Genomic DNA, 22,388 nt, shown 5'->3' with positions numbered 1-22,388 from the left:
CGTGTCAACAGAAAAAGTGCAAAATACACATATAAACGCTCAGCTCCGCGAGCTGCATGGGGCCCTGGTCGAGATTGTGGGTGTCATGAACCGCCCTCAGCGCGACGAAGCAATGGTGCGAGAGGCCGGCATAGCCCTCGACCGCGCGCTGTTCCCATTGCTGGTTCTGGTAGAGCGGTTAGGTCCCATCGGGGTTGTCGAGCTGGCTGACCGCGTCGGGCGCGACTACACCACCGTCAGCCGACAGGTGGCAAAGCTGGAAAGCCTCGGCCTGGTCAACCGCCAGGAGAGCGCCAGCGACCGCCGCGTCCGGGAAACCGTCATCGCGCAGAAAGGCAAGGCGATGACGGATCGGATCGATGAAGCGCGGGAAAGGATTGGGCAAGCCATTTTCGCCACCTGGCAGCCTCAGGAGGTTGCCGACCTGGTGCGGCTCATGCGCAAGTTCGCCGATGACATCAAGGGTGGCGACTAACCCGGTGCTGTTGCCGTCGCGGCGCCGGATACCCAGTCGATGCTAATACCGAACACGCCCCAAGGACCCTGGCCAGGCAGGGTCGGCAACCGTCGCCCCTGCCGCCGATAGGTGGGAGTGCTATTGGTCATCCTCGCGAGGTGGCAATGGCGAGCGGTACTCGTTGGTCTCCTCCGCGTTGGGCGCTTGCATTGAGCCCGTGGGCACGGACACATGGGTCCGCAGCTCCCGGGCATCGACGTCGAGCACGCCCGGTACCGCACGGACCCGCTCAAGCACCTGGTCGTACTGACGATAGGTCAGCACCCGACCGCTCAACGCCACTGTGCCGGCATGGGTCTTGACGTGGATGTGCAGGCTTTGGGCCGAGTCCGCCCGGGCCAGGGCGGATTTGACCCGGGTGGTCGTCCACGTGTCGTGCACGGCCATGCCCAGATCGTGGGAGTAATGCTGCAAGGAGTGGTTTTTCATGGCAGAACCCTCTGTCGAGTCTTCAGACGTACTGTTCATCCCATGGGCGCGACCGTGGAGTACGCGCCACGGCCACACGGATTAATTATAGTGCGCTGTCCTCGCTTGTCGTCCTTCTGCTACTCACTCTGGGCCCCCGTTGAAAGCGGCCTTTTCAAGGCGCACCGAAAAACTTCGCGACAGGCAACCGCCCGGGCCGCCACACAGGAACACCCGGCCAATTTCGTATACCATCTACGCAAATCATTCTGAACGATCAATACCGTGGCCCTACCAAAACTCAACGCTCCCGACCTTGGCAACTCGCCCTCGACTTCGGAAATCATCACCCGTCATCTGCGCGACGCCATCGTCGCCGGGCATTTCGCCGAGGATCAGCCGATTCGCCAGGACGATATCGCCCGCCAGTTCAACGTCAGCAAGATTCCGGTGCGCGAAGCCCTCAAGCGCCTGGAAGCCGAAGGCCTGGTGCTGTTCCAGCGCAATCGCGGGGCGATGGTCACGCGGGTTTCCGATGCCGAGCTGGCGCAGATGTTCGAAGTGCGCATGCTGCTGGAGGACAAGGTGCTGCGCCTGGCGATTCCGAACATGACCGCAGAGACCTTCGCCCGCGCCGAACGCATCTGCCAGGAGTTTATTGGCGAAGATGACGTCGGCCGCTGGGCCGAACTCAACTGGGAATTGCACGCCTGTCTCTACGAACCGGCGCAACGGCCGTTCCTGGTCGGGTTGATCCGCTCGGTCAACGACAAGCTCGAGCGTTACCTGCGCATGCAGATGAGCCTTTCGGCCGGCAAGGAGCGCGCCGACCATGAACACCGGGAGATTCTCGCGGCCTGTCGCGCCGGTGACGTCGATCTCGCGGTGAAGCTGCTCGACGAGCATATCGCCGGCGTCTGCAAGACCCTGTTCGAGCACCTGCCCCACAGCCATTGATGGCGCAACGCACTGTGCCGATTTCGTCATCGGCACAGGCTAAAACCCTCAAGCCGGCGCCCCCCTGCGCGGGCCACTCTGTCCTTCACTTATCGGAACGGACGTGGCCCTCCCCATGAAACGTATCAGCGTGATCGACTCCCATACCGGCGGCGAGCCCACCCGCCTGGTGACCGCCGGTTTTCCTGACCTGGGCCATGGCAGCATGGCCGTGCGACGCCAGCGCCTGGCCGAACTGCATGATCAGTGGCGCGCCGCTTGCGTGCTCGAACCCCGCGGCAGCGACGTGCTGGTCGGCGCGCTGCTCTGTGAGCCGGTGGATCCGAGCGCCTGCGCCGGGGTGATTTTCTTCAACAACAGCGGCTACCTCGGCATGTGCGGCCACGGCACCATCGGCCTGGTGGCCTCGCTGGCGCACCTGGGCAGGATCGGCCCCGGCGTGCACAGCATCGAAACGCCGGTGGGCACGGTGCAGGCAACCTTGCACGAAGACCATTCGGTGAGCGTGCGTAACGTCCCGGCCTATCGTTACCAAAAAGCCCTGGCGCTGGAGGTGCCGGGCATCGGCTCGGTGGTTGGCGATATCGCCTGGGGCGGCAACTGGTTTTTCCTGATCGCCGAACATGGCCTGGACATCGCCGGCGACAATCTCGAGGCCCTGACCGCCTATACCTTCGCCGTCCAGCAAGCCCTCGAGGCCCAGGGTATTCGTGGTGAAGATGGCGGCTTGATCGATCATATCGAACTGTTCGCCGATGACCCGCACGCCGACAGCCGCAATTTCGTCCTGTGTCCCGGCAAGGCCTACGACCGCTCCCCCTGCGGCACGGGTACCAGCGCCAAACTGGCGTGCCTGGCGGCCGATGACAAATTGCAAGCGGGGCAGATCTGGCGCCAGGCCAGTGTCATCGGCAGCGAATTCGAGGGTTCCTACGAACGTCAGGGCGAGCGCATCGTGCCGACCATTCGTGGCCGGGCCTTTATCAGCGCCGAAACCTGCCTGATCATCGAACAGGACGACCCGTTCGCCTGGGGCATTCGTCCGTGAACGCGGGCCAGGTGGCCGATGTGATCGTGATCGGTGCCGGTATCATCGGCGCCGCCTGTGCCCAGGCGCTGGCCCGGCGCGGCTTGCAGGTCCTGGTGCTGGACGCTGGCCTGCCCGGGGCGACAGCGGCGGGCATGGGCCATCTGCTGGTGCTCGACGACAACCCGGCCGAACTGGCCCTCAGCCAATACTCCCTGCAACGCTGGCGCGAAACGGCGGCGGCGCTTCCCGACAGCTGCGCCTACCGTGGCAACGGCACCCTGTGGCTGGCGGCCAATGCCGAAGAGATGGCCGTCGCCCAGAGTAAATACCTGAACCTGCAAGCCCATGGCGTGGCCTGCGAGTTGGTCGGCGGCAACGCCTTGCGCCAACGCGAACCGGCATTGCGCGAGGGCCTGGAAGGCGGACTGCTGATCCATGGCGACGGCATTCTCTATGCCCCGGAGACGGCGCGCTGGATGCTCGAAACCGCGAATATCCAACAGCGTCGGGCGCGGGTCAGTGAAGTCGAGGGCAACCGCGTGCGCCTCGACGACGGGCACTGGCTGCAGGCCGAGGCGGTGATTCTGGCCAACGGCGTCCAGGCCAGCGAGCTGTGTCCGGAACTGCCGATCGAGCCGAAAAAAGGCCACTTGCTGATCACCGACCGCTACCCCGGCAAAATCACCCATACGCTGGTGGAACTCGGCTATGTCACCAGCGCCCACAACGCCAGCGGGCCTTCGACCGCCTGCAATATCCAGCCGCGCCCGACCGGGCAGCTGTTTATTGGCGCCTCGCGGCAATTCGGCAGCCGCGACCCGCAGGTCGAAGGCTGGATGCTCGCCAGGATGCTCAAGCGAGCCGTCGAGTACATGCCCGGGTTGGCGCAACTCAATGGCATCCGCGCCTGGACCGGCTTTCGCGCCGCCAGCCCCGACGGCTTGCCACTGGTGGGCCAGCACCCGCAGCGCCAAGGTCTGTGGCTCGCCGTCGGTCACGAAGGCCTGGGGGTTACCACGGCGCCCGGCACCGCCGACCTGCTGGTGGCGCAACTGTTCGATGAAACGCCACCGCTGGCGGCACAACCCTATCTGCCGCAACGTTTTCTCGGGGAACCTGTTTATGCCTGACTTGATGCTGGATGGACGTGCCCTGAAGGTTGCCGAGGGCAGCAGTGTCGCGGCGGCCCTGGCCCTGGTCGGCGACGGCTGCACGCGAACCTCGGTCGGCGGCCAACGGCGCGCGCCGCTGTGCGGCATGGGTATCTGCCAGGAATGCCGAGTGACCATCGACGGGCGCCGTCGCCTGGCCTGCCAGACCCTCTGCCGTGACGGCATGCGGGTGGAGACCCTCCCATGAGCGAATACGCCGACCTGCTGATCATCGGTGCCGGCCCCGCCGGCATGGCCGCCGCGCTCGCCGCCGCGCCAAGCGCCGCGCGGATCGTGATCCTCGACGACAACCCACTGCCGGGCGGACAGATCTGGCGCGACGGGCCCCAGGCCAAGCTGCCGGACCAAGCCCGTCGTCTGCGCGAGCAACTGGAGAACCGCGCCAATATCCAGCGCCATGCCAGCACGCGGGTGATTGCCTGTGCCGGTCCGCAACAGTTGCTGGTGGAAAACGATGAGCGCGGCTGGATCATTACCTACGGCAAACTGATCCTGTGTACCGGCGCGCGCGAATTGCTGCTGCCCTTCCCCGGTTGGACCTTGCCCGGCGTGACCGCTGCCGGCGGCCTCCAGGCGCTGATCAAGGGCGGGCTGGCGGTACGCGATCAACGCCTGGTGATTGCCGGCAGCGGGCCCTTGCTGCTGGCCAGCGCCGCGACGGCCCGCCAGCACGGCGCCCAGGTGCTGCGCATTGCCGAGCAGGCCGGCGCCAGCGCCATCGCCGCCTTCGCCGCGCAACTGCCGCGTTGGCCGGGCAAGCTGCTGCAGTCGTTCGGCCTGTTCGACCGGCATTATCGGACCGGTAGCCATGTCCTCGCCGCCCTGGGCACTGATCGCCTGGAAGGCGTGCGCCTGCAACAGCGGGGCAAGATCGTCGAGCTGGCCTGCGAGCGCCTGGCCTGCGGCTTCGGCCTGATCCCCAACACCCAGCTCGGCCAGGCGCTGGGCTATGAACTCAATGGCCAGGCGCTGGCGGTCGATGCCTGGCAAGCCAGCAACCGCGCCGATCACTATGCGGCGGGCGAATGCACCGGTTTCGGTGGCAGTGAGCTGGCCTTGGTCGAAGGCATGATTGCCGGTCACGCGGCGGTCGGCGAGCGTGCGCAAGCCCAGGCCTGGTGGCCGCAACGCGCACGCTGGCAGGGCTTTGCCAAGGCCTTGCAGAACAGCTTCAGGCTCGACCCACGGCTCAAGTCACTGGCCCGGCCCGACACCCTGGTGTGCCGCTGCGAGGATGTGCCCTATGCCGCGCTGACGCCGCACGCTGACTGGCGCGCGGCCAAACTGGCCAGTCGCTGCGGGATGGGCGCCTGCCAGGGCCGGGTCTGTGGCGCCGCCGCGCAGCACCTGTTCGGCTGGCAACCTCCGGCACCGCGCCCGCCCTTCAGCCCGGCCCGGATCGAGACCCTGGCATGCCTGGACGACTCGCCGCCGGCCTGAATGCCGGCCCGGGGCTTCCGGGGCTGGCGGCGAGTCTCTATGATCGGCAGGATCGCCCCCAGACTTGCAGCGCCATGTACGCCTCGCTCAACCATTTCAAACCCTGCGACCTGCCCACGCTGCTGAGCAGTTTGCAGCCGATCGCGCCGCTGCTCGATACCCTGTCGGACGTGGTGTTCTTCATCAAGGACAGCGAAGCCCGCTATGCCTTCGTCAACCAGACGCTGGCGCGGCGCTGCGGCTTCAAACAGAGCGCCGAGCTGCTCGGGCGCACCGCCGACATGGTCTTCCCGGAACGCTTCGGCCCGCTGTACACCGCGCAGGATCGCCGGGTGCTGGCGAGTGGTCGCGAGCTCGCCGACCAACTCGAGCTGCACCTCTATTACGGCAACCAGCCGATCTGGTGCCTGACCCACAAGCTCGCGCTGCACGACCTGCAAGGGCGTATCGTCGGCCTCGCCGGAATCTCCCGCGACCTGCAATTGCCCCAGTCCAGCCACCCGGCGTTCCCCAAGCTCGCGGCGGTGGATGCACATATCCGCCGCCACTTCGCCCGGCCCATCAGCCTCGCCGAACTGACCGCGATTGCCGGGTTCTCGGTGGCGCAGCTGGAACGCCACTGCAAGCGGGTGTTCCAGCTCACCCCACGACAAATGATTCACAAGGCCCGCCTGGAGGAATCCTCGCGGCTGCTGCTGGACACCGACTTGCCGATCACCGAAATCGCCCTGCGCTGCGGTTACACCGACCACAGCGCCTTCAGCCGCCAGTTCCGCGCCCTGACCAGCCTCGCCCCCAGCCAGTATCGCGACAGCCGGCGCTGATCCTCCCACAGTGACTGAGTCGACTCTGGCTGACGCTGGTGTTCCTTTACAGGGCGTTGCCACGAAAACATGCTCCCTTCAGTAACATCCCCTCCCTCCCTATCAGTAAACGCCTGAGTCCTGCCCCCCCGGCAACCCTTCTAAGCCGAGGACCAACGAAGAGTTCACGCCCTGACGTTGAAACGGGCACGCTCATTGCTAATAAAATATCGTATACGAAATTCGCAATACGATATCTAACAGCACTTAACCGACCACGAGGCCTCTATGAAAAACCCCGCATTTGCCGTAGCCCTCAGCGCTGTGCTCAGTACCTCATTTATCGCCACGGCCCAGGCCGACAAACTCGACGACATCATCGGCTCGGGCAAACTGCGTTGCGCGGTGACCCTGGACTTCCCGCCGATGGGCTCCCGCGATGAAAGCAACAAGCCAGTGGGCTTCGATGTCGACTACTGCAACGACCTGGCGAAGGTCCTCGGGGTCGATGCCGAGATCGTCGAAACGCCGTTTCCAGATCGGATTCCGGCGCTGGTCTCGGGCCGCGCCGACGTGATCGTCGCCTCTACCTCCGACACCCTCGAGCGGGCCAAGACCGTTGGCCTGTCCTTGCCCTACTTCGCCTTCCAGATGGTGGTCCTGACCCGCGGCGATACCGGTATCAACAAGTACGAGGACCTCAAGGGCAAGCCGGTCGGCAACACCAGCGGCACCTTTGAAGCCCTCGCCCTGGAAAAAGACCAGAAGAGTTGGGGCACCGGCAGCTTCCGCGCCTATCAATCGCAGAACGACACCATCCTGGCCGTGGCCCAGGGTCATATCGACGCCACCGTCGTCACCAATACCGTGGCGGCCGCTACGCTCAAATCAGGCAAATACAAGAACCTGAAGGTCGCCGGCAATGCCCCCTACGTGATCGACTACGTCTCGCTGGGCGCCAAGCGCAACGAGTATGGCCTGATCAACTACCTCAACCTGTTCATCAACCAACAGGTACGTACCGGACGTTACAAGGAGCTGTTCGTCAAATGGGTCGGCACCGAGATTCCGCCGACCGACCTGACCGTGCCCCACGTCTACTACTGAGGAGCGTTGAATGCCCAGCACGCCCACTGCCCTGACCGGACGCCGCCTGGTCGAGGGAGCAGCCCAAGGTCCCTTGCTGTTCGCCGATGTCGGCCTGAGTTTCTGGGGCGGGGTCGATCCGTTCAGTGGCGAGGTGATCGACCGCCATCACCCCTTGAGCGGCGAACAGCTGGCCGGCCGCGTGCTGGCGCTGCCCAGCGGCCGCGGCTCGTGTACCGGCAGCAGCGTGATGATGGAACTGATCAGCAACGGCCATGCGCCCGCGGCACTGGTGCTGGCCGAGGCCGATGAGATCCTGACCCTTGGCGTGCTGGTGGCCCAGGTGATTTTCCAACGCTCCTTGCCGGTGCTGTGCATCGGCCAGGAGGCCTTCGCCGCCTTGCGCGGCAAGGCCTTTGCGCGGGTCGAAGGCGCCAGCCTGAAACTCTTCGACGAGACACCCGGCGATCATTGGCAGGCCCCGACCACCCTGCTGCCGGCCCCCGCGGCGGCCAGCAGCGTCGAACTCAGCGAACACGACCTGGCCCTGCTTGACGGCCAGTATGGCCAGGCCGCCCAGGTGGCCATGCGGATCATCTTGCAAATGGCCGAGCTGCAAGGTGCACCGGCCTTGCTCGACGTGACCCAGGCGCATATCGACGGTTGCATCTATACGGGGCCCGCGAGCCTGCGCTTTGCCGAACAACTGGTGCAATGGGGCGCGCGCGTGCGTGTCCCGACCACCCTCAATTCCATTTCCGTGGACCAGCGGCGCTGGCGCGAGTTGGGCATCGACCCGGCCCTCGGTGTCCCGGCCAGCGCCTTGGGCGATGCCTATATGGCAATGGGCGCGCAGCTCAGCTTCACCTGCGCGCCCTACTTGCTCGACAGTGCGCCGAAAGCCGGCGAACAGATTGTCTGGGCCGAATCCAATGCCGTGGTCTATGCCAACAGCGTGCTCGGCGCGCGTACCCTGAAGTATCCGGACTACCTGGATATCTGCATTGCCCTCACGGGTCGCGCGCCGATGATCGGCTGCCATCTGGACGCCCAACGCAAAGCCCAACTGCAAATCGAACTGCCGGCCCTGGGCGAACTGGATGACTCGTTCTACCCGCTGCTCGGTTATCACATCGGCGCCCTGGCCGGCAGCCGGATTCCCCTGGTCCTCGGGCTGGAACAGCGCCAGCCGAGCCTGGACGAGCTGAAAGCCTTCGGCGCGGCCTTCGCCACCACTTCCGCGGCGCCACTGTTTCATATCGCCGGGGTGACCCCGGAGGCCCTTGACCCGAGCCAGGTGCTGGAGACGGATGCGCCGCTACCGCTGGAAAAGATCCGCCTGCAAGACCTGTTGCTGAGCTGGCGGGAACTCAACAGTGCCGACGATCCTCGAGTGGATGTGGTATCGCTGGGCAATCCGCATTTTTCCCTCGGCGAATTTGCCCATCTGGCCCGTCTCTGCCGGGGTTGGCGCAAGCACCCCGACGTGGTCCTCGCCATCACCTGCGGGCGCGCGGTACTGGAACAGGCGCGCGCCGCCGGACATATCGCCGTGATCGAAGCCTTTGGCGCCAGCCTGGTGACCGATACCTGCTGGTGCATGCTCGGCGAGCCGGTGATCCCACCCGCCGCGACCAGCTTGATGACCAACTCGGGCAAGTACGCCCACTACGCCCCCGGGCTGGTGGGCCGCAAGGTGCACTTCGCCAGCCTGGCCGAATGCGTCAATGCCGCCTGCACCGCCAGGGCCAGCGGGCGCCTGCCGGCCTGGCTGGCAGCGGCCGTCCCACAGGAGAATCGCGCACATGTTTGATTACACCTTCCAATGGCGCGCGGCCCTGCGCGCCTTGCCGGACATGCTCGGCGGAGCCGTCGTCACCTTCGAGACCGCCGCCTTGTCGATGATATTCGGCGTGCTGATCGCCCTGGCCCTGACGGTGATGCGCGAAACCCGGAATCCGTTGCTGCGCGGCATCGGTAATGGCTGGGTGTCGATCGCCCGCAACACCCCTTCGCTGTTCCAGATCTACATCCTCTACTTCGGCCTCGGCTCGCTGGATCTGCATGTCAGCTCATGGTTCGCGCTGCTCGCCGGGATCACCTTCAACAACGCCGGTTATCTCGCGGAAAACTTTCGCGGCGGGCTCAAGGCGGTGCCCGAAACCCAAGTACGCGCCGCCCGTTCGCTGGGCATGAGTGCCTTCCAGGCCTATCGGATGATCATCGTCCCGCAACTGCTGCGCATCGTCTTCTATCCGCTGAGCAATCAAATGGTCTGGGCGGTATTGATGACGTCGCTGGGGGTGGTGGTCGGGCTGAACAATGACCTGACCGGAGTGACCCAGGAGTACAACGTCAAGACGTTCCGTACCTTCGAATTCTTCGCCATTGCCGCGGTGCTGTATTACCTGATTGCCAAGGCGATCGTCGCGGCGGCCCGGCTGATGGCCTGGCGACTGTTCCGCTACTGAGGAGGTGAGCATGTTTTCCACCAGTTTCTCCTGGAACGACCTGTTGTTCCTGCTCAACGGCGCCTGGGTCACCTTGCAACTGACGTTCTGGGCGATCCTCCTCGGCTCTTGCGCCGGACTGCTGTTCGGCTTGTTGCGGGCCTTGCTGCCGCGCGCCAGCCTGCCCCTGGCCTGGGTCCTCGACGCGTTTCGCAGCGTGCCGTTGCTGATCCAGTTCGTATTGTTCAATTCGCTGAAAAGCATCGTCGGTCTGAACATCAGCGCCTTCAGTGTCGGCTGCATCGTGCTCGGGATCTACACCGCCGCGTACTTCACCGAGATTGTCCGCGGTGGCGTGCTGTCGGTGCCGCTCACCCTGCGCCGGGCCAGCCGCTCGCTGGGCCTGAGCTTTTTCCAGGACCTGCGCTGGATCGTCCTGCCGATGGCCTCGCGGGTGGCCTTTCCCGGCTGGCTGAACCTGGTGCTCGGGGTGATGAAAGACACCGCGCTGGTGATGTGGATCGGCATCGTCGAACTGCTGCGCGCCTCGCAAACCATCGTCACGCGCATCCAGGAACCGCTGCTGGTGCTGTGCATCGCGGGCCTTATCTACTACGTCATGAGCCTGGTGGTCGCTCGCCTCGGCGCTCGTCTGGAAAGAAGGTGGCAAGAAAATGATTGAGATCGACAACGTACACAAATCCTTCGGCGACCTCGAAGTGGTCAAGGGCGTCAGCCTGACGGTGAACAAGGGTGAGGTGGTCTCGATCATCGGCGGTTCCGGCTCGGGTAAATCGACCCTGCTGATGTGCATCAACGGCCTGGAATCGATTCACAAGGGCAGCGTGCGCGTCGACGGCATCGAGGTCCACGACAAGGCCACCGACCTCAACCGCCTGCGGCAGAAGATCGGCATCGTGTTCCAGCAGTGGAACGCCTTCCCGCACCTGACCGTGCTGGAAAACGTGATGCTGGCGCCGCGCAAGGTGCTCGGCAAGAGCAAGCAGGAGGCCGAGGAACTGGCGGTCCGGCAACTCAGCCACGTGGGCCTGGGTGACAAGCTCAAGACCTTCCCCGGCAAGCTCTCCGGTGGTCAGCAGCAGCGCATGGCGATTGCCCGGGCCCTGGCCATGTCGCCGGACTACATGCTGTTCGACGAAGCCACCTCGGCTCTTGACCCGCAACTGGTGGGCGAGGTGCTGGACACCATGCGCATGCTCGCCGAAGACGGCATGACCATGGTCCTGGTGACCCATGAAATCCGTTTTGCCCGTGATGTATCCGATCGCGTGGCGTTCTTTCGCAACGGCCTGGTGCACGAGATCGGCGCGCCCGACCAGGTCATCGGCAACCCCGTGCGGCCGGAAACGGCGGCGTTCCTCAAATCCGTGAAATAACCATGATCCCTGAATAAAACACCCCCTGTAGGGGCAGCGGACAATCACAAGAGGAGTATGCAATGCGCTCATCGAAAATCGTGCATGTGGTCAGTTGCCACGCCGAAGGTGAAGTCGGCGATGTGATTGTCGGCGGCGTCGCCGCCCCGCCCGGGGCCAGCGTCTGGGAACAGTCGCGCTGGATCGCCGAGGATCAAAGCCTGCGCAACTTCGTCCTCAACGAACCGCGCGGCGGGGTGTTCCGCCACGTCAACCTGCTGGTGCCGGCCAAGGACCCGCGGGCGCAGATGGCCTGGATCATCATGGAACCGGCCGATACCCCACCCATGTCCGGCTCCAATTCGCTGTGCGTGGCCACGGTGCTGCTCGACAGCGGCATCCTGGCGATGAGCGAGCCGCAGACCCGGTTGGTCCTCGAAGCCCCCGGCGGGCTGATCGAAGCCGTGGCCGAGTGCCGGGACGGCAAGGTCCAGCGGGTCGAAATCAAAAACGTGCCGTCGTTCGCCGACCGCCTCGATGCCTGGATCGAGGTCGAGGGCCTGGGCTCGATCCAGGTCGACACCGCCTATGGCGGCGACAGCTTCGCCATTGTCGATGCCCAGCGCCTGGGGTTTGCCATTCGCCCCGACGAAGCCCGGGACATGGTCGCGATCGGTCTGAAGATCACCCGGGCGGCCAACGAGCAACTGGGGTTCGTCCACCCGCTGAACCCGGACTGGTCGCATATCTCCTTCTGCCAGATCGCCGCGCCGCTGGTCTACGAGAACGGCATCGCCAGCGGGGCCAACGCCGTGGTGATCCGTCCCGGCAAGATCGACCGCTCGCCCTGTGGCACCGGCTGCTCGGCGCGCATGGCGGTGTTGCAGGCCAAGGGCCTGCTGCAGGTCGGCGAACGTTTTATCGGGCGGTCGATCATCGGCTCGGAGTTTCATTGCCGCATCGACTCCCTGACCGAACTGGCCGGGCGCGCGGCGATCTACCCGTGCCTGTCCGGGCGGGCCTGGATCACCGGCACCCATCAATTGCTGCTCGACCCGAGCGATCCCTGGCCACAGGGCTACCGGTTGTCGGACACCTGGCCCGGTGCTTGAGCAGCAACGCCAAGGCTTGACGGCGGTTTGAGACAAACCGGCGGCGTCCGGCGAAAAAATACTGGCCTAATCTTTTCACTTAAAATATCGTATACGAAATACGTTTAATCACTGGAGAACATCATGAGCAAACGCATCAACTGGAGCGGCGTCTTCCCGGCGGTCACCACTCAATTCAACGACGACTTCACCATCAACCTGGAAAAGACCCACCAGGTGATTTCCAACGTCATCCGTGACGGTGTCTCCGGCCTGGTGGTGTGTGGTTCGGTGGGGGAAAACACCTCGCTGAGCGCCGAAGAAAAGATCGCCGTGACCGAAGTCGCGGTGGACGCCTCCCGTGGTCGCGTGCCGGTGATCTGCGGCGTCGCTGAATTCACCAGCGTGCAAGCGGCCAAGGTGGCCAACGCCGTGCGCAAGGTCGGGGTCGACGGCGTGATGCTGATGCCGGCGCTGGTCTACGGCTCCAAGCCGTTCGAGACCGCCGAGCACTTTCGCTATGTGGCGAAAAACGCCGATGTGCCGCTGATGGTCTACAACAACCCGCCGATCTACAAAAACGACGTGACCCCGGACATCCTGATTTCTCTGGCCGACTGCGACAACGTGGTGTGCTTCAAGGACTCCTCCGGCGACACCCGGCGTTTCATCGACGTGCGCAATGAAGTCGGCGACCGTTTCGTGCTGTTCGCCGGCCTCGACGATGTGGTGCTGGAAAGCATCGCGGTGGGCGCCGAAGGCTGGGTCTCGGGCATGTCCAACGTGTTCCCGATCGAAGGCGAAACCATCTTCCGCCTGGCCAAGGCCGGACGCTTCGCCGAAGCCATGCCGATCTATGAATGGCTGATGCCGATCCTGCACCTCGACGCCCGGGCCGACCTGGTGCAGTGCATCAAGTTGTGCGAGGCCATCGCCGGTCGCGGCAGCGCCCTGACCCGTCCGCCACGCCTGGCCTTGCCGGAAGCCGACCGGCTGTTTGTCGAGCAGATCATGGCCAAGGCCATGGCCAGTCGTCCGCAGTTGCCGGACGTCGGCCTCTGAGTTTTTCCGACAGGAGTTCTCCATGTCCGAGATCATCGGCCACAACTACATCGGCGGTGCGCGTAGCGCCGCCGGCAGCCTCACCTTGCACAGCCATGACGCCAGCACCGGTGAGGCGCTGCCCTTCATTTTCAGCCAAGCCACCGTCGGGGAAGTAGACGCCGCCGCCCAGGCTGCGGCGTCTGCCTATCCGGCTTTTCGCAACCTGTCGGCCAACCGCCGCGCGGAGTTTCTTGAGGCCATCGCCACGCAGTTGGATGCACTGGGTGATGACTTTATCGCCCTGGTCAGCCGCGAAACGGCCCTGCCCAGCGGCCGTATCCAGGGCGAACGCGCGCGCACCAGCGGCCAGATGCGCCTGTTCGCGCAAGTCCTGCGCCGTGGCGATTTTTATGGCGCGCGCATCGACCGCGCCTTGCCCGAGCGTCAACCACTGCCCAGAGTCGATCTGCGCCAATACCGGATCGGCGTTGGCCCGGTCGCGGTGTTCGGCGCAAGCAATTTCCCCCTGACCTTCTCCACCGCCGGCGGCGATACCGCTGCGGCCCTCGCCGCTGGTTGCCCGGTGGTGTTCAAGGCCCACAGCGGGCATATGGCGACCGCCGAACGGGTGGCCGATGCAATTATCCGCGCCGCCGAGCAAACCGACATGCCCAAGGGCGTGTTCAACATGATCTACGGCGCGGGGGTCGGTGAAGCGCTGGTCAAGCATCCGGCGATCCAGGCGGTCGGCTTTACCGGCTCGCTGACGGGGGGGGGCGCGCTCTGCGATATGGCCGCCGCGCGACCACAGCCGATACCGGTGTTCGCCGAGATGAGCAGCATCAACCCGGTGCTGGTGCTGCCCGAAGCCCTGCAGGTACGCGGCGAGAAAATCGCCAGTGAGCTGGTGGCTTCGGTGGTGCAGGGTTGCGGTCAGTTCTGCACCAACCCGGGGCTGGTGATCGGCATCGGCTCGCCAAGGTTTTTCGCATTCACCGCACTGCTCAGTACCTTGATCAACGAACAACCGGCGCAAACCATGCTCAACGCCGGCACCCTGCACAGCTACCGCAACGGCGTGCAGGCCTTGCTCGATCATCCCGCCATCAGCCATCTGGCCGGCAAGGCCCAGCAAGGTGCCCAGGCGCAACCACAACTGTTCAAGGCCGACGTCCGTCTGCTGCTCGATGGCGATCCGCTGTTGCAGGAAGAAGTCTTCGGCCCGACCACCCTTATCGTCGAAGTGGCCGACAAAGCCGAGCTGCAACGCGCGCTGGAAAGTCTGCACGGTCAACTCACCGCCACCCTGATTGCCGAAGCCGGCGACCTGCAAAGCCACGGCGAGCTGCTGCCGCTGCTGGAGCAAAAGGTCGGCCGGGTATTGTTCAACGGCTATCCGACCGGGGTCGAAGTCGGCGATGCCATGGTCCACGGCGGCCCCTACCCGGCCACCTCCGATGCTCGCGGTACATCGGTCGGCAGCCTGGCCATCGAGCGCTTCCTGCGCCCGGTGTGCTACCAGAACTGCCCGGATGCGCTACTGCCCGAAGCGCTGCAAAATGCCAACCCACTGGGTATCAACCGCCTGGTGGACGGCCACTACCAGCGCGCCCCCCTGTAACAACGGGGCGCCCTGCCCCTGAATACTCTCGAATGGAGCTCGGTGGCGGCGCCGACAAACCATCCCACGGCGCCATGCTCGACCTGGCCAATGCCGGTTTACCCCTGGGTGGCCGGCCAATCGTCGGGGATCACCGCAATCACATCGATTTCCATCAGCCATTGCGGCTGGCCAAGACCGGAGATCACCAGGCCGGTGGAAATCGGGAACACCCCCTTGAGCCACTTGCCGACTTCCTGGTACACCGGCTCGCGGTAGCGCGGATCGATGATGTAGGTGGTGGTCTTGACGATATGGGAGAGGTCCGAGCCGGCCTCCTCCAGCAATTGCTTGACGTTTTTCATCGCCTGCTCGGCCTGTGCCCCGGGGTCGCCGAGGCCGACCAGGTTGCCGTCGAAATCGGTGCCGATCTGGCCGCGCACATAGACCGTGTTACCCGCTCGCACGGCCTGGCACAGATCGTTGTCCAGCGCCTGGTTCGGGTAGGTATCCTTGGTGTTGAACATGCGAATGCGCGTATGGGTTGGCTTGGACATTGACAACTCCTCAAAAGAAATACGGCGCCACGCACCTGGGCGTGGCTCTCGACTATCAGGCGCCGACGGCGGACTTGGGCGCGGCCAGACCGAGGCCGACCGCGTCCGCCTGGCGTTGCGAGGCATCGCGATAGGTGAGGTACTGGCGCTGAATGGCAATCTGGTCGGCGAGGTATTTGGCATCGTGCCAAACGCCCCAGATAAACGAGGAGCCCCGACGTGACTGCCATGGCAGGCCAAGAAAGTAGATGCCCGACTCGGTGGAAATGCCGCGCTGGTGCCGTGGCTTGCCATTGGCGTCGAAGGCGTCGACCTTCATCCAGCTGTAATCGGTGGCGAAGCCGGTGGCCCAGATGATCGTGGTGATGCCCGCCGCGGCCAGGTCGAGCTGGAGAATCGGCCGGGTCACGCATTCGGGGTCCGGGAAGGTGCGACGCGCCTGCGGGTCCGGCGGCAGGTCGAGGCCATTGCGCTCGATATAGGCGTCAGCGGCCTCGAGCAGCGCCAGGTAATTTTCGTCGCCACGCGCCAGGTTGTCGGCCAGATCCGCCCGGAAGCTGACCACGCCGTGATCGAACGATTCAGTCAGACCCACCAGCTGCAGGCCGCGTTGGGCCAGCTCCCGGAAGTCGACCGTGCGTCCGCCATCGGCGCCACTGACGGCAATGGTCACGTGCTCGCGGCCCGGCTTCATGGCGGCGGCGTCCCATTCGCCGAGTACCCCCAGCCACCAGCAGAAATCACGCTGGCGATAGGCCCGCGGCGGACGGTCGTGCTGACCCACCGAGAGGTACACCGTGCGCCCGCTGCGCTGCAGCTCATCGGCGATCTGCGTCCCGGAAGAACCGGCGCCCACCACCAGCACCGCGCCCGCGGGCAATTGCTCGGGATTGCGGTAGTGCGCGGAGTGAATCTGGTTGAGGCCCGGGTCCTTCGGGGCGATCGCCGGGATCACCGGATGCTGGAAGGCACCGGTGGCAACCACAACCCGATTGGCCTGGATCAGGCCCGCCGAGGTGTCCACGCAGAAACCCGGCTGGCCGCTATTGCGCGTGATCTGCCGGACTTCGACGCCGGTGCGGATAGGTGCGTTGAACTTCCGGGCATAGGCTTCGAAATAGGCCGCCACCCGTTCCTTGGGCGCGAAATCATCAGGGTCGAGGTCATCGAACTCCAGGCCGGGAAAACGATCGTGCCAGGCCGGCCCATTGGCCACCAGCGAATCCCAGCGTCCACTGCGCCAGGCCTCGGCGATGCGATTGCGCTCGAGCACCAGGTGCGGCACGCCGAGTTTGCTCAAATGCTCGCTCATGGCCACGCCGGCTTGGCCTGCGCCCACAACGAGCGTATCGATTTCAGTTATTCCAGCAGTCATGCCTGTGTCCTTCTCGAAGACGGGTGTTCAGGCATTCTGTGCAGATAGCGGGAATAGCGAAATTATGATTTTTGTCGTCGCAAGGCAGGAAAAAACTAGGCCTTGGACAAACCTTCGGTCGGGGCCGCCGTCTCCCGGTCGGCCAGTAGCCCGTGACAGATCAACCCGAGGACACTGCGCATATGCCGGGCATGCGCCTCGCGGTCGGGGGTCGGCTCGGTGGCCAGGCGGATAAAGGCCAGGTTGGCATACTGGTTGAACAAGGTCGCGGCCACCTCGATATCCACGCTGTCGCGCACCTTGCCCAGGCGCCGAAAGTGCAGGAGCAGCGCTTTGGCGGCGTCAATCACCGCATCATTCCAGGGCTGCAAGGCCTGCGACAGTTCGCCGGTAAACAGCGCCGGCGCCAGCTCTCGCCAGAGAGAGGCCGGCATCGCCTGCAACTGATAGTGGGTCATCAACCCTTCCAGCTCGCACAAGGCCTCCAGCGGATCGCTGTTGGCATCCAGATGCGCGCGTGCCTCGCGCATGGCCTGCTCATCGGGCGCCCTGAGCAACGCCAGCAGGATCTCCTGCTTGCCACCGAAATAATTCACCACCGTCGGCGCCGAGACCCCGGCCCGGTTGGCGATCTGCTCCAGGCTGGTGGCGGCGAAACCATGGCTCTTGAACAGCTCCAGCGCGGCGTCGGCGATCACCTGCCGGCGCTGTTCCTTTTGCCGCTCCCTGAGTCCGCTCATGTTGGCCTTGCTGTGATTTGACGAGAGGTCCAAGCCTACGGATATTTATTTTCGACAACAAATATTTTCTTTACAAAAATATTTTTAGATGCCAAATATTATCCCGTCACCCCACCCCTGGAGATCCGTCATGTCCGTCGAACTCGAGCCCAACCGCAGCACTCGCGACTACCAGGCGGCTGACGCCGCCCACCACATCCATGCGTTCGTCGACCAGAAAGCGCTCAATGCCGAAGGCCCGCGGGTGATGGTCGGCGGCGAGCGCCTGACGCTCTGGGACAACGACGGCAAGCGCTACCTGGACGGCATGTCGGGCCTGTGGTGCACCCAGCTCGGTTATGGCCGCAAGGACCTGGCGGCAGCCGCCCAGGCGCAGCTCGAGCAACTGCCTTATTACAATATGTTCTTCCACACCACCCACCCGGCGGTGATCGAACTGTCCGAACTGCTGTTCAGCTTGCTGCCGGCGCACTACAGCCACGCCATCTATACCAACTCCGGTTCCGAGGCCAATGAGGTGCTGATCCGCACGGTGCGCAAGTACTGGCAGGTCATGGGCCAGCCGCAGAAGAAAGTCCTGATCGGCCGCTGGAACGGCTACCACGGCTCGACCCTGGCGGCGACCGCCCTGGGCGGGATGAAATTCATGCACGAAATGGGCGGTACCATCCCGGATGTGGCGCACATCGACGAGCCGTACTGGTACGCCCACGAAGGTGACCTGAGCCCGGAAGCGTTCGGTTTGCGCGCGGCCCGTCAATTGGAAGAGAAAATCCTCGAACTGGGTGCCGACAAGGTTGCCGCCTTTGTCGCCGAGCCGTTCCAGGGCGCCGGTGGCATGATCATCCCGCCCGCCAGCTACTGGCCGGAAATCCAGCGTATCTGCCGCCAATACGATGTGCTGCTGTGCGCCGATGAAGTCATCGGCGGCTTTGGCCGGACCGGCGAATGGTTCGCCCACCAGGCGTTCGGCTTCGAACCCGACACGCTGTCGATTGCCAAGGGCCTGACCTCGGGCTACATCCCCATGGGTGGCCTGATCCTGTCGCGCCGCATGGCCGAAGCGCTGGTGGAAAAAGGCGGCGTGTTCGCCCATGGCCTGACCTACTCCGGTCACCCCGTGGCGGCGGCCGTGGCCATCGCCAACCTGAAGGCCCTGCGCGACGAAGGCGTGGTGCAACAGGTGCGCACCGACACCGGGCCGTATCTGCAAAACTGCTTGCGGGAGGTGTTCGGCCAGCATCCGCTGGTGGGGGAAATCCAGGGTCTCGGCCTGGTCGCCGCGCTGCAGTTCGCCGAAGACAAGGCCAGCCGCAAGCGCTTTGCCAACGAGAACGAGATCGCCTGGCGCTGCCGCACCATCGGTTTCGAAGAGGGCCTGATCATCCGCTCGACCCTGGGCCGCATGATCATGGCGCCGGCGCTGATCGCCACGCGAGCGGAGCTGGATGAGCTGGTGGACAAGACCCGCATCGCGGTCGATCGCACCGCGCGCGAGTATGGACGCCTATAAATCCTGGCGGCCCGCTGACAAGCTTTTACTTAACCCCGCGCGATAAAAATCCTCGTTTCGCCTGCTGCAACGGATGGACAGAATGCAGTCCTACCCAATCCGCGCCCGGGCAGCCCTGAACCCGGCTGTCCGGGCGCGGATGGCCAGCCCGGACGGAAACAGGATCCACACACCATGACGTTTTCAATCGTCGGCCGTTGTGCCGAAACAGGTCAATTGGGCATTGCCATCAGTTCCTCCAGCATTGCCGTGGGGGCCCGTTGCCCGTGGCTGCGCCCCAGCGTGGGCGCGGTCGCCACGCAGAACATCACCCTCCCCGCCCTCGGCCCGCAGGTGCTCGATCAGCTGGAGCTCGGGCTGTCGCCGGCGCAAGCCCTGGACAAGGCACTGACCAGCAACGGCTACAGTCAATTCCGGCAACTGGCGGCCATCGATCATCTGGGCAACAGCGCGCACTTCAGTGGCAGCGAAACCCTCGGCTGCCACCAGGCGCTGTCCGGCGAGCAGTGCGTGGCCGCTGGCAACCTGCTGGCGAACCGGGCGGTGATCGAGACCCTGGTGCGAACCTTCGAAACCAGCGGCGGGCAACTTGCCGACCGCCTGATCGCCGCCATGCAAGCCGCGCAAGCGGCCGGGGGCGAAGCCGGTCCGGTGCATTCGGCGGCGATGGTCGTGGTCGGTGAATTGATCTGGCCGATCATCGACCTGCGGGTCGACTGGGCGGACACCGATCCGATCGGCCAACTGGCACGGCTGTGGAGCGATTACCGCCCGCAGATGCAGGACTACATCGTCCGCGCCCTGGACCCGACCAAGGCCCCGAGCTACGGCGTCCCCGGGGATGAATGAATGACCAGCAGCCGCGACTTACTGGCCGCGTTGATCGCCTTCGACACCACCAGCCGCGCCTCCAACCTGCGCTTGATCGAGTTCGTGCGTGACTATCTGGCACGCCTGCAGGTGCCTTGCGAACTGATCTTCAACGACGAACGCAGCAAGGCCAATCTGTTCGCCACCCTCGGCCCGACCGACCGGCCGGGCATCGTGCTGTCCGGGCATACCGACGTGGTGCCGGTGGACACCCAGCCCTGGACGGTCGCGCCGTTCGAGCTGAGCGAAAAGGACGGCAAGCTCTATGGCCGTGGCAGCGCCGACATGAAAGGCTATATCGCCTGTGTGCTGGCGGCCGTGCCGCAACTGCTGGCCGCGCCGTTGCGCATGCCGGTGCACATTGCCCTGTCCTATGACGAAGAGGTCGGTTGCCTGGGCGTCCGCTCGCTGCTCGCCGAACTGGCGCAGCGGCCACACAAGCCATTGTTGTGCATCATCGGCGAACCGACCGAACTCAAGCCGGTGCTGGGACACAAGGGCAAGCTGGCCATGCGTTGCGAGGTCCACGGCGCGGCCTGTCACTCGGCCTACGCGCCGCAGGGTGTCAACGCGATTGAATATGCCGCCGAGCTGATCGGCGAACTGGGCCGCATCGGCGCGCAACTGCGCGCCCGGGCGTTTCACGATCCGCGCTTCGAGCCGCCTTTCACCACGGTGCAAACGGGTGTGATCAGCGGTGGCAAGGCGCTGAATATCGTCCCCGCCGATTGCCGCTTCGATTTCGAAGTGCGCGCCCTCCCCAACCAGGATCCGCGCAAGGTCGCCGAGCAACTGGAGCAGTACGCCGAACAGCAGGTGCTGCCGCGCATGCGCGCCGTCGACGCAGGCAGCAGCATCCGTTTTTCCGAACTGTCGGCCTATCCGGGGCTGGCCACCGACCCGCGGAGCCAGGCGGCACGCTTGATCGCCGAGTTCTGCGGATCAAGCGCGTTCGGCACGGTGGCCTTCGGTACCGAAGGCGGGCTGTTCGATGCCATCGGCATTCCCACCGTGGTCTGCGGTCCCGGCAGCATGGACCAGGGCCACAAGCCCGATGAGTTTGTCAGCCTCGAACAGCTCCAGGGCTGCGAGGCGATGCTCGAACGCCTGATCCAGGCGCTACGGGCCTGACCCTTCAGGCGCCCAGCTTGGGCGCCAGCACCTCGCGGCAATGATCGACAAACAACTGCGCCGGTTTGGTCAACTGCGAGCGGCGCAACCAGGCGGCGGACAGCCCGGAGCCGGTGACCTGTTCGGCCAACGGCACGCGCACCACCTTCTGCCCATCGTAGGTGTAGTCCGAATGCGGCCGGGTCACCAGGATCGAAAAGCCGAACCCCCGCCCAACCATGCCACGGACCATTTCAATGGACGGCGAGCTGAACAGGATATGCGGGGTCAGGCCCAGTTCCTCGAAGATGCTCACAAAGTAGGTCCGGCTGGGTTGCACATCCAGCAGCACCATCGGCTCGAGCACCAGATCGTGCAACGACACCTTGGCCTGATGGGCGAAACGGTGCCCTTCGGGCAACAGCGCATAGGGTTGCTGCGGCGCCATCAGCGGCACGGTATCGATGGTGCTGTCCAGGTCATGTTCATAAAGAATCGCCAGATCGATGCTGCCCGAAGTCAACGCCTGCACCAGCTCCTGCTGCTCGCCGTCGCGAATCCGGATCTCCACCCCCGGCCAGCGGTCGCGAAAGCCGGCGATCAGGCGCGGCAGATAGAGCGGCGCGACGGTTTCGAAACAGCCGATATCGATCTGCCCGGCGACCACATCGTTGTCCGCCAGGGCGTTCTGTTCGAACTCGTGGGCCACCCGCAGCAACTCCTGGGCCTTGCGGTAGAAGCGCGCGCCACTGGGGGTCAATGACACGCCCTGGGCGTGATGGCGAATGAACAACTGCACGGCAAAGCTTTCTTCCAGATGCTTGATCGCGGTCGAAACCGAGGGCTGGGCGATATAGAGCTTGCGTGAGGCTTCGGCGACGCTGCCGCACTCGACCGTGGTGACGAAATACTTGAGTTGTCGCAAGTTGTAAGCGGCCATGGCTACCTCGGAAGTGGCAAAGCAAATGCATCGACATCGCCCATCAAGAATCGGGCCGGATCGTCGCAAGCTTATACGCCAGCGCGAGAAAACCTATCGCGCGCGCGGCCCCGACGACTTGGGCATCCCGCCGATTCTGCGATGTTCGCGAGGCGCGAGAAACCAGTAATTTCCTGGGGTCTGACGTTAAAAAACCTGTCCAGGCGTGCGCCATCACGGTGCATGGCTGGCGAGTTTTTTTATCGATAGCGAAGACATTTTTAATAATTTCGTGCACCGCGCACTTGCGCCACTATCGCTCCGACTGAT

At 64.5% G+C, this 22,388-nt stretch carries 23 protein-coding genes; 18 read left to right on the top strand and 5 right to left on the bottom strand.

What is annotated here, in order from left to right:
- The first annotated feature begins 1 nt into the window (after window position 1).
- Window positions 2–475, top strand: a complete 474-nt coding sequence (locus tag PFEN_RS11355) for a MarR family winged helix-turn-helix transcriptional regulator (protein WP_191486922.1) — start codon at window positions 2–4, stop codon at window positions 473–475.
- A 120-nt stretch (window positions 476–595) separates the two neighbouring features.
- Here PFEN_RS11355 and PFEN_RS11350 read toward each other — a convergent pair whose 3' ends face one another.
- Window positions 596–946, bottom strand: a complete 351-nt coding sequence (locus tag PFEN_RS11350) for a BON domain-containing protein (protein ID WP_191486921.1) — start codon at window positions 944–946, stop codon at window positions 596–598.
- Between the two features lie 264 nt (window positions 947–1,210).
- Here PFEN_RS11350 and PFEN_RS11345 point away from each other — a divergent pair, with 264 nt between their 5' ends.
- From PFEN_RS11345 to PFEN_RS11280, 14 genes are all read left to right on the top strand, one after another.
- Window positions 1,211–1,882: a GntR family transcriptional regulator gene (locus tag PFEN_RS11345; RefSeq protein WP_191486920.1), complete on the top strand. Its 672-nt coding sequence runs from the start codon at window positions 1,211–1,213 to the stop codon at window positions 1,880–1,882.
- A gap of 115 nt (window positions 1,883–1,997) precedes the next feature.
- A complete protein-coding gene (locus PFEN_RS11340) occupies window positions 1,998–2,930 on the top strand; it encodes a 4-hydroxyproline epimerase (RefSeq protein WP_191486919.1) in 933 nt (310 codons plus the stop codon).
- A complete protein-coding gene (locus PFEN_RS11335) occupies window positions 2,927–4,042 on the top strand; it encodes an NAD(P)/FAD-dependent oxidoreductase (RefSeq protein WP_191486918.1) in 1,116 nt (371 codons plus the stop codon). The genes PFEN_RS11340 and PFEN_RS11335 overlap by 4 nt, the downstream gene beginning before the upstream one ends.
- On the top strand, window positions 4,035–4,271 hold the full coding sequence (locus PFEN_RS11330) for a (2Fe-2S)-binding protein (protein ID WP_191486917.1): 237 nt from the start codon (window positions 4,035–4,037) through the stop codon (window positions 4,269–4,271). Before PFEN_RS11335 ends, PFEN_RS11330 begins: the two co-directional genes overlap by 8 nt.
- On the top strand, window positions 4,268–5,524 hold the full coding sequence (locus PFEN_RS11325; RefSeq protein WP_191486916.1) for an FAD/NAD(P)-binding oxidoreductase: 1,257 nt from the start codon (window positions 4,268–4,270) through the stop codon (window positions 5,522–5,524). The genes PFEN_RS11330 and PFEN_RS11325 overlap by 4 nt, the downstream gene beginning before the upstream one ends.
- 74 nt (window positions 5,525–5,598) lie before the next feature.
- Window positions 5,599–6,348, top strand: coding sequence for an AraC family transcriptional regulator (locus tag PFEN_RS11320; protein ID WP_191487001.1), 750 nt, complete (start codon window positions 5,599–5,601; stop codon window positions 6,346–6,348).
- A gap of 267 nt (window positions 6,349–6,615) precedes the next feature.
- Window positions 6,616–7,434, top strand: coding sequence for a transporter substrate-binding domain-containing protein (locus PFEN_RS11315; protein ID WP_191486915.1), 819 nt, complete (start codon window positions 6,616–6,618; stop codon window positions 7,432–7,434).
- Window positions 7,435–7,444: 10 nt separating this feature from the next.
- Complete coding sequence (locus PFEN_RS11310) at window positions 7,445–9,226, top strand: aconitase X (RefSeq protein ID WP_191486914.1); 1,782 nt, start codon at window positions 7,445–7,447, stop codon at window positions 9,224–9,226.
- Window positions 9,219–9,884, top strand: coding sequence for an amino acid ABC transporter permease (locus PFEN_RS11305; protein WP_191486913.1), 666 nt, complete (start codon window positions 9,219–9,221; stop codon window positions 9,882–9,884). Before PFEN_RS11310 ends, PFEN_RS11305 begins: the two co-directional genes overlap by 8 nt.
- Window positions 9,885–9,894: 10 nt before the next feature.
- Window positions 9,895–10,545, top strand: a complete 651-nt coding sequence (locus PFEN_RS11300; protein ID WP_191486912.1) for an amino acid ABC transporter permease — start codon at window positions 9,895–9,897, stop codon at window positions 10,543–10,545.
- On the top strand, window positions 10,538–11,260 hold the full coding sequence (locus tag PFEN_RS11295) for an amino acid ABC transporter ATP-binding protein (protein ID WP_191486911.1): 723 nt from the start codon (window positions 10,538–10,540) through the stop codon (window positions 11,258–11,260). The genes PFEN_RS11300 and PFEN_RS11295 overlap by 8 nt, the downstream gene beginning before the upstream one ends.
- A 62-nt stretch (window positions 11,261–11,322) precedes the next feature.
- Window positions 11,323–12,351, top strand: coding sequence for a trans-3-hydroxy-L-proline dehydratase (locus PFEN_RS11290; RefSeq protein WP_191486910.1), 1,029 nt, complete (start codon window positions 11,323–11,325; stop codon window positions 12,349–12,351).
- 123 nt (window positions 12,352–12,474) lie between these two features.
- Window positions 12,475–13,392 (top strand): dihydrodipicolinate synthase family protein, encoded by a 918-nt coding sequence (locus PFEN_RS11285; protein WP_191486909.1) that lies wholly within the window; start codon window positions 12,475–12,477, stop codon window positions 13,390–13,392.
- Between the two features lie 22 nt (window positions 13,393–13,414).
- Window positions 13,415–14,995, top strand: a complete 1,581-nt coding sequence (locus PFEN_RS11280; RefSeq protein WP_191486908.1) for an aldehyde dehydrogenase (NADP(+)) — start codon at window positions 13,415–13,417, stop codon at window positions 14,993–14,995.
- Between the two features lie 98 nt (window positions 14,996–15,093).
- Here the strand turns inward: PFEN_RS11280 and PFEN_RS11275 are convergent, their stop codons facing one another.
- The 3 genes from PFEN_RS11275 to PFEN_RS11265 all read right to left on the bottom strand — a co-directional run bounded on the left by PFEN_RS11275 (window position 15,094) and on the right by PFEN_RS11265 (window position 17,646).
- Window positions 15,094–15,531 carry a RidA family protein gene (locus PFEN_RS11275; protein WP_191486907.1) on the bottom strand — a complete coding sequence of 146 codons (438 nt, stop codon included), beginning with the start codon at window positions 15,529–15,531 and terminating at the stop codon, window positions 15,094–15,096.
- Window positions 15,532–15,586: 55 nt separating this feature from the next.
- Window positions 15,587–16,906, bottom strand: a complete 1,320-nt coding sequence (locus tag PFEN_RS11270; RefSeq protein ID WP_191486906.1) for a flavin-containing monooxygenase — start codon at window positions 16,904–16,906, stop codon at window positions 15,587–15,589.
- A 95-nt stretch (window positions 16,907–17,001) separates the two neighbouring features.
- A complete protein-coding gene (locus tag PFEN_RS11265) occupies window positions 17,002–17,646 on the bottom strand; it encodes a TetR/AcrR family transcriptional regulator (protein WP_191486905.1) in 645 nt (214 codons plus the stop codon).
- A gap of 130 nt (window positions 17,647–17,776) precedes the next feature.
- Here PFEN_RS11265 and PFEN_RS11260 point away from each other — a divergent pair, with 130 nt between their 5' ends.
- The 3 genes from PFEN_RS11260 to argE all read left to right on the top strand — a co-directional run bounded on the left by PFEN_RS11260 (window position 17,777) and on the right by argE (window position 21,160).
- Window positions 17,777–19,159 (top strand): aspartate aminotransferase family protein, encoded by a 1,383-nt coding sequence (locus PFEN_RS11260; RefSeq protein WP_191486904.1) that lies wholly within the window; start codon window positions 17,777–17,779, stop codon window positions 19,157–19,159.
- Window positions 19,160–19,333: 174 nt separating this feature from the next.
- Window positions 19,334–20,008, top strand: a complete 675-nt coding sequence (locus PFEN_RS11255; RefSeq protein ID WP_191486903.1) for a DUF1028 domain-containing protein — start codon at window positions 19,334–19,336, stop codon at window positions 20,006–20,008.
- Window positions 20,009–21,160: an acetylornithine deacetylase gene (argE, locus tag PFEN_RS11250; RefSeq protein WP_191486902.1), complete on the top strand. Its 1,152-nt coding sequence runs from the start codon at window positions 20,009–20,011 to the stop codon at window positions 21,158–21,160. It begins immediately after the preceding gene.
- Window positions 21,161–21,164: 4 nt separating this feature from the next.
- Here argE and PFEN_RS11245 read toward each other — a convergent pair whose 3' ends face one another.
- Window positions 21,165–22,079: a LysR substrate-binding domain-containing protein gene (locus PFEN_RS11245; protein ID WP_191486901.1), complete on the bottom strand. Its 915-nt coding sequence runs from the start codon at window positions 22,077–22,079 to the stop codon at window positions 21,165–21,167.
- Window positions 22,080–22,388 lie beyond the last annotated feature (309 nt).

It is taken from the genome of Pseudomonas sp. FEN (assembly GCF_904067045.1).
Classification (GTDB): domain Bacteria; phylum Pseudomonadota; class Gammaproteobacteria; order Pseudomonadales; family Pseudomonadaceae; genus Aquipseudomonas.
The sequence above is the reverse complement of the archived record's forward strand: the minus strand, read 5'-3'. Positions and strand labels throughout refer to the sequence as shown.

Excerpts from the sequence above, each read along its gene's own strand:
- PFEN_RS11350 (WP_191486921.1), bottom strand. The coding sequence starts at position 946 with ATGAAAAACCACTCCTTGCAGCATTACTCCCACGATCTGGGCATGGCC.
- PFEN_RS11340 (WP_191486919.1), top strand. The coding sequence starts at position 1,998 with ATGAAACGTATCAGCGTGATCGACTCCCATACCGGCGGCGAGCCCACC.
- PFEN_RS11330 (WP_191486917.1), top strand. The coding sequence starts at position 4,035 with ATGCCTGACTTGATGCTGGATGGACGTGCCCTGAAGGTTGCCGAGGGC.
- PFEN_RS11325 (WP_191486916.1), top strand. The coding sequence starts at position 4,268 with ATGAGCGAATACGCCGACCTGCTGATCATCGGTGCCGGCCCCGCCGGC.
- PFEN_RS11320 (WP_191487001.1), top strand. The coding sequence starts at position 5,599 with ATGTACGCCTCGCTCAACCATTTCAAACCCTGCGACCTGCCCACGCTG.
- PFEN_RS11315 (WP_191486915.1), top strand. The coding sequence starts at position 6,616 with ATGAAAAACCCCGCATTTGCCGTAGCCCTCAGCGCTGTGCTCAGTACC.
- PFEN_RS11310 (WP_191486914.1), top strand. The coding sequence starts at position 7,445 with ATGCCCAGCACGCCCACTGCCCTGACCGGACGCCGCCTGGTCGAGGGA.
- PFEN_RS11305 (WP_191486913.1), top strand. The coding sequence starts at position 9,219 with ATGTTTGATTACACCTTCCAATGGCGCGCGGCCCTGCGCGCCTTGCCG.
- PFEN_RS11300 (WP_191486912.1), top strand. The coding sequence starts at position 9,895 with ATGTTTTCCACCAGTTTCTCCTGGAACGACCTGTTGTTCCTGCTCAAC.
- PFEN_RS11295 (WP_191486911.1), top strand. The coding sequence starts at position 10,538 with ATGATTGAGATCGACAACGTACACAAATCCTTCGGCGACCTCGAAGTG.
- PFEN_RS11290 (WP_191486910.1), top strand. The coding sequence starts at position 11,323 with ATGCGCTCATCGAAAATCGTGCATGTGGTCAGTTGCCACGCCGAAGGT.
- PFEN_RS11285 (WP_191486909.1), top strand. The coding sequence starts at position 12,475 with ATGAGCAAACGCATCAACTGGAGCGGCGTCTTCCCGGCGGTCACCACT.
- PFEN_RS11280 (WP_191486908.1), top strand. The coding sequence starts at position 13,415 with ATGTCCGAGATCATCGGCCACAACTACATCGGCGGTGCGCGTAGCGCC.
- PFEN_RS11275 (WP_191486907.1), bottom strand. The coding sequence starts at position 15,531 with ATGTCCAAGCCAACCCATACGCGCATTCGCATGTTCAACACCAAGGAT.
- PFEN_RS11270 (WP_191486906.1), bottom strand. The coding sequence starts at position 16,906 with ATGACTGCTGGAATAACTGAAATCGATACGCTCGTTGTGGGCGCAGGC.
- PFEN_RS11265 (WP_191486905.1), bottom strand. The coding sequence starts at position 17,646 with ATGAGCGGACTCAGGGAGCGGCAAAAGGAACAGCGCCGGCAGGTGATC.
- PFEN_RS11260 (WP_191486904.1), top strand. The coding sequence starts at position 17,777 with ATGTCCGTCGAACTCGAGCCCAACCGCAGCACTCGCGACTACCAGGCG.
- PFEN_RS11255 (WP_191486903.1), top strand. The coding sequence starts at position 19,334 with ATGACGTTTTCAATCGTCGGCCGTTGTGCCGAAACAGGTCAATTGGGC.
- argE (WP_191486902.1), top strand. The coding sequence starts at position 20,009 with ATGACCAGCAGCCGCGACTTACTGGCCGCGTTGATCGCCTTCGACACC.
- PFEN_RS11245 (WP_191486901.1), bottom strand. The coding sequence starts at position 22,079 with ATGGCCGCTTACAACTTGCGACAACTCAAGTATTTCGTCACCACGGTC.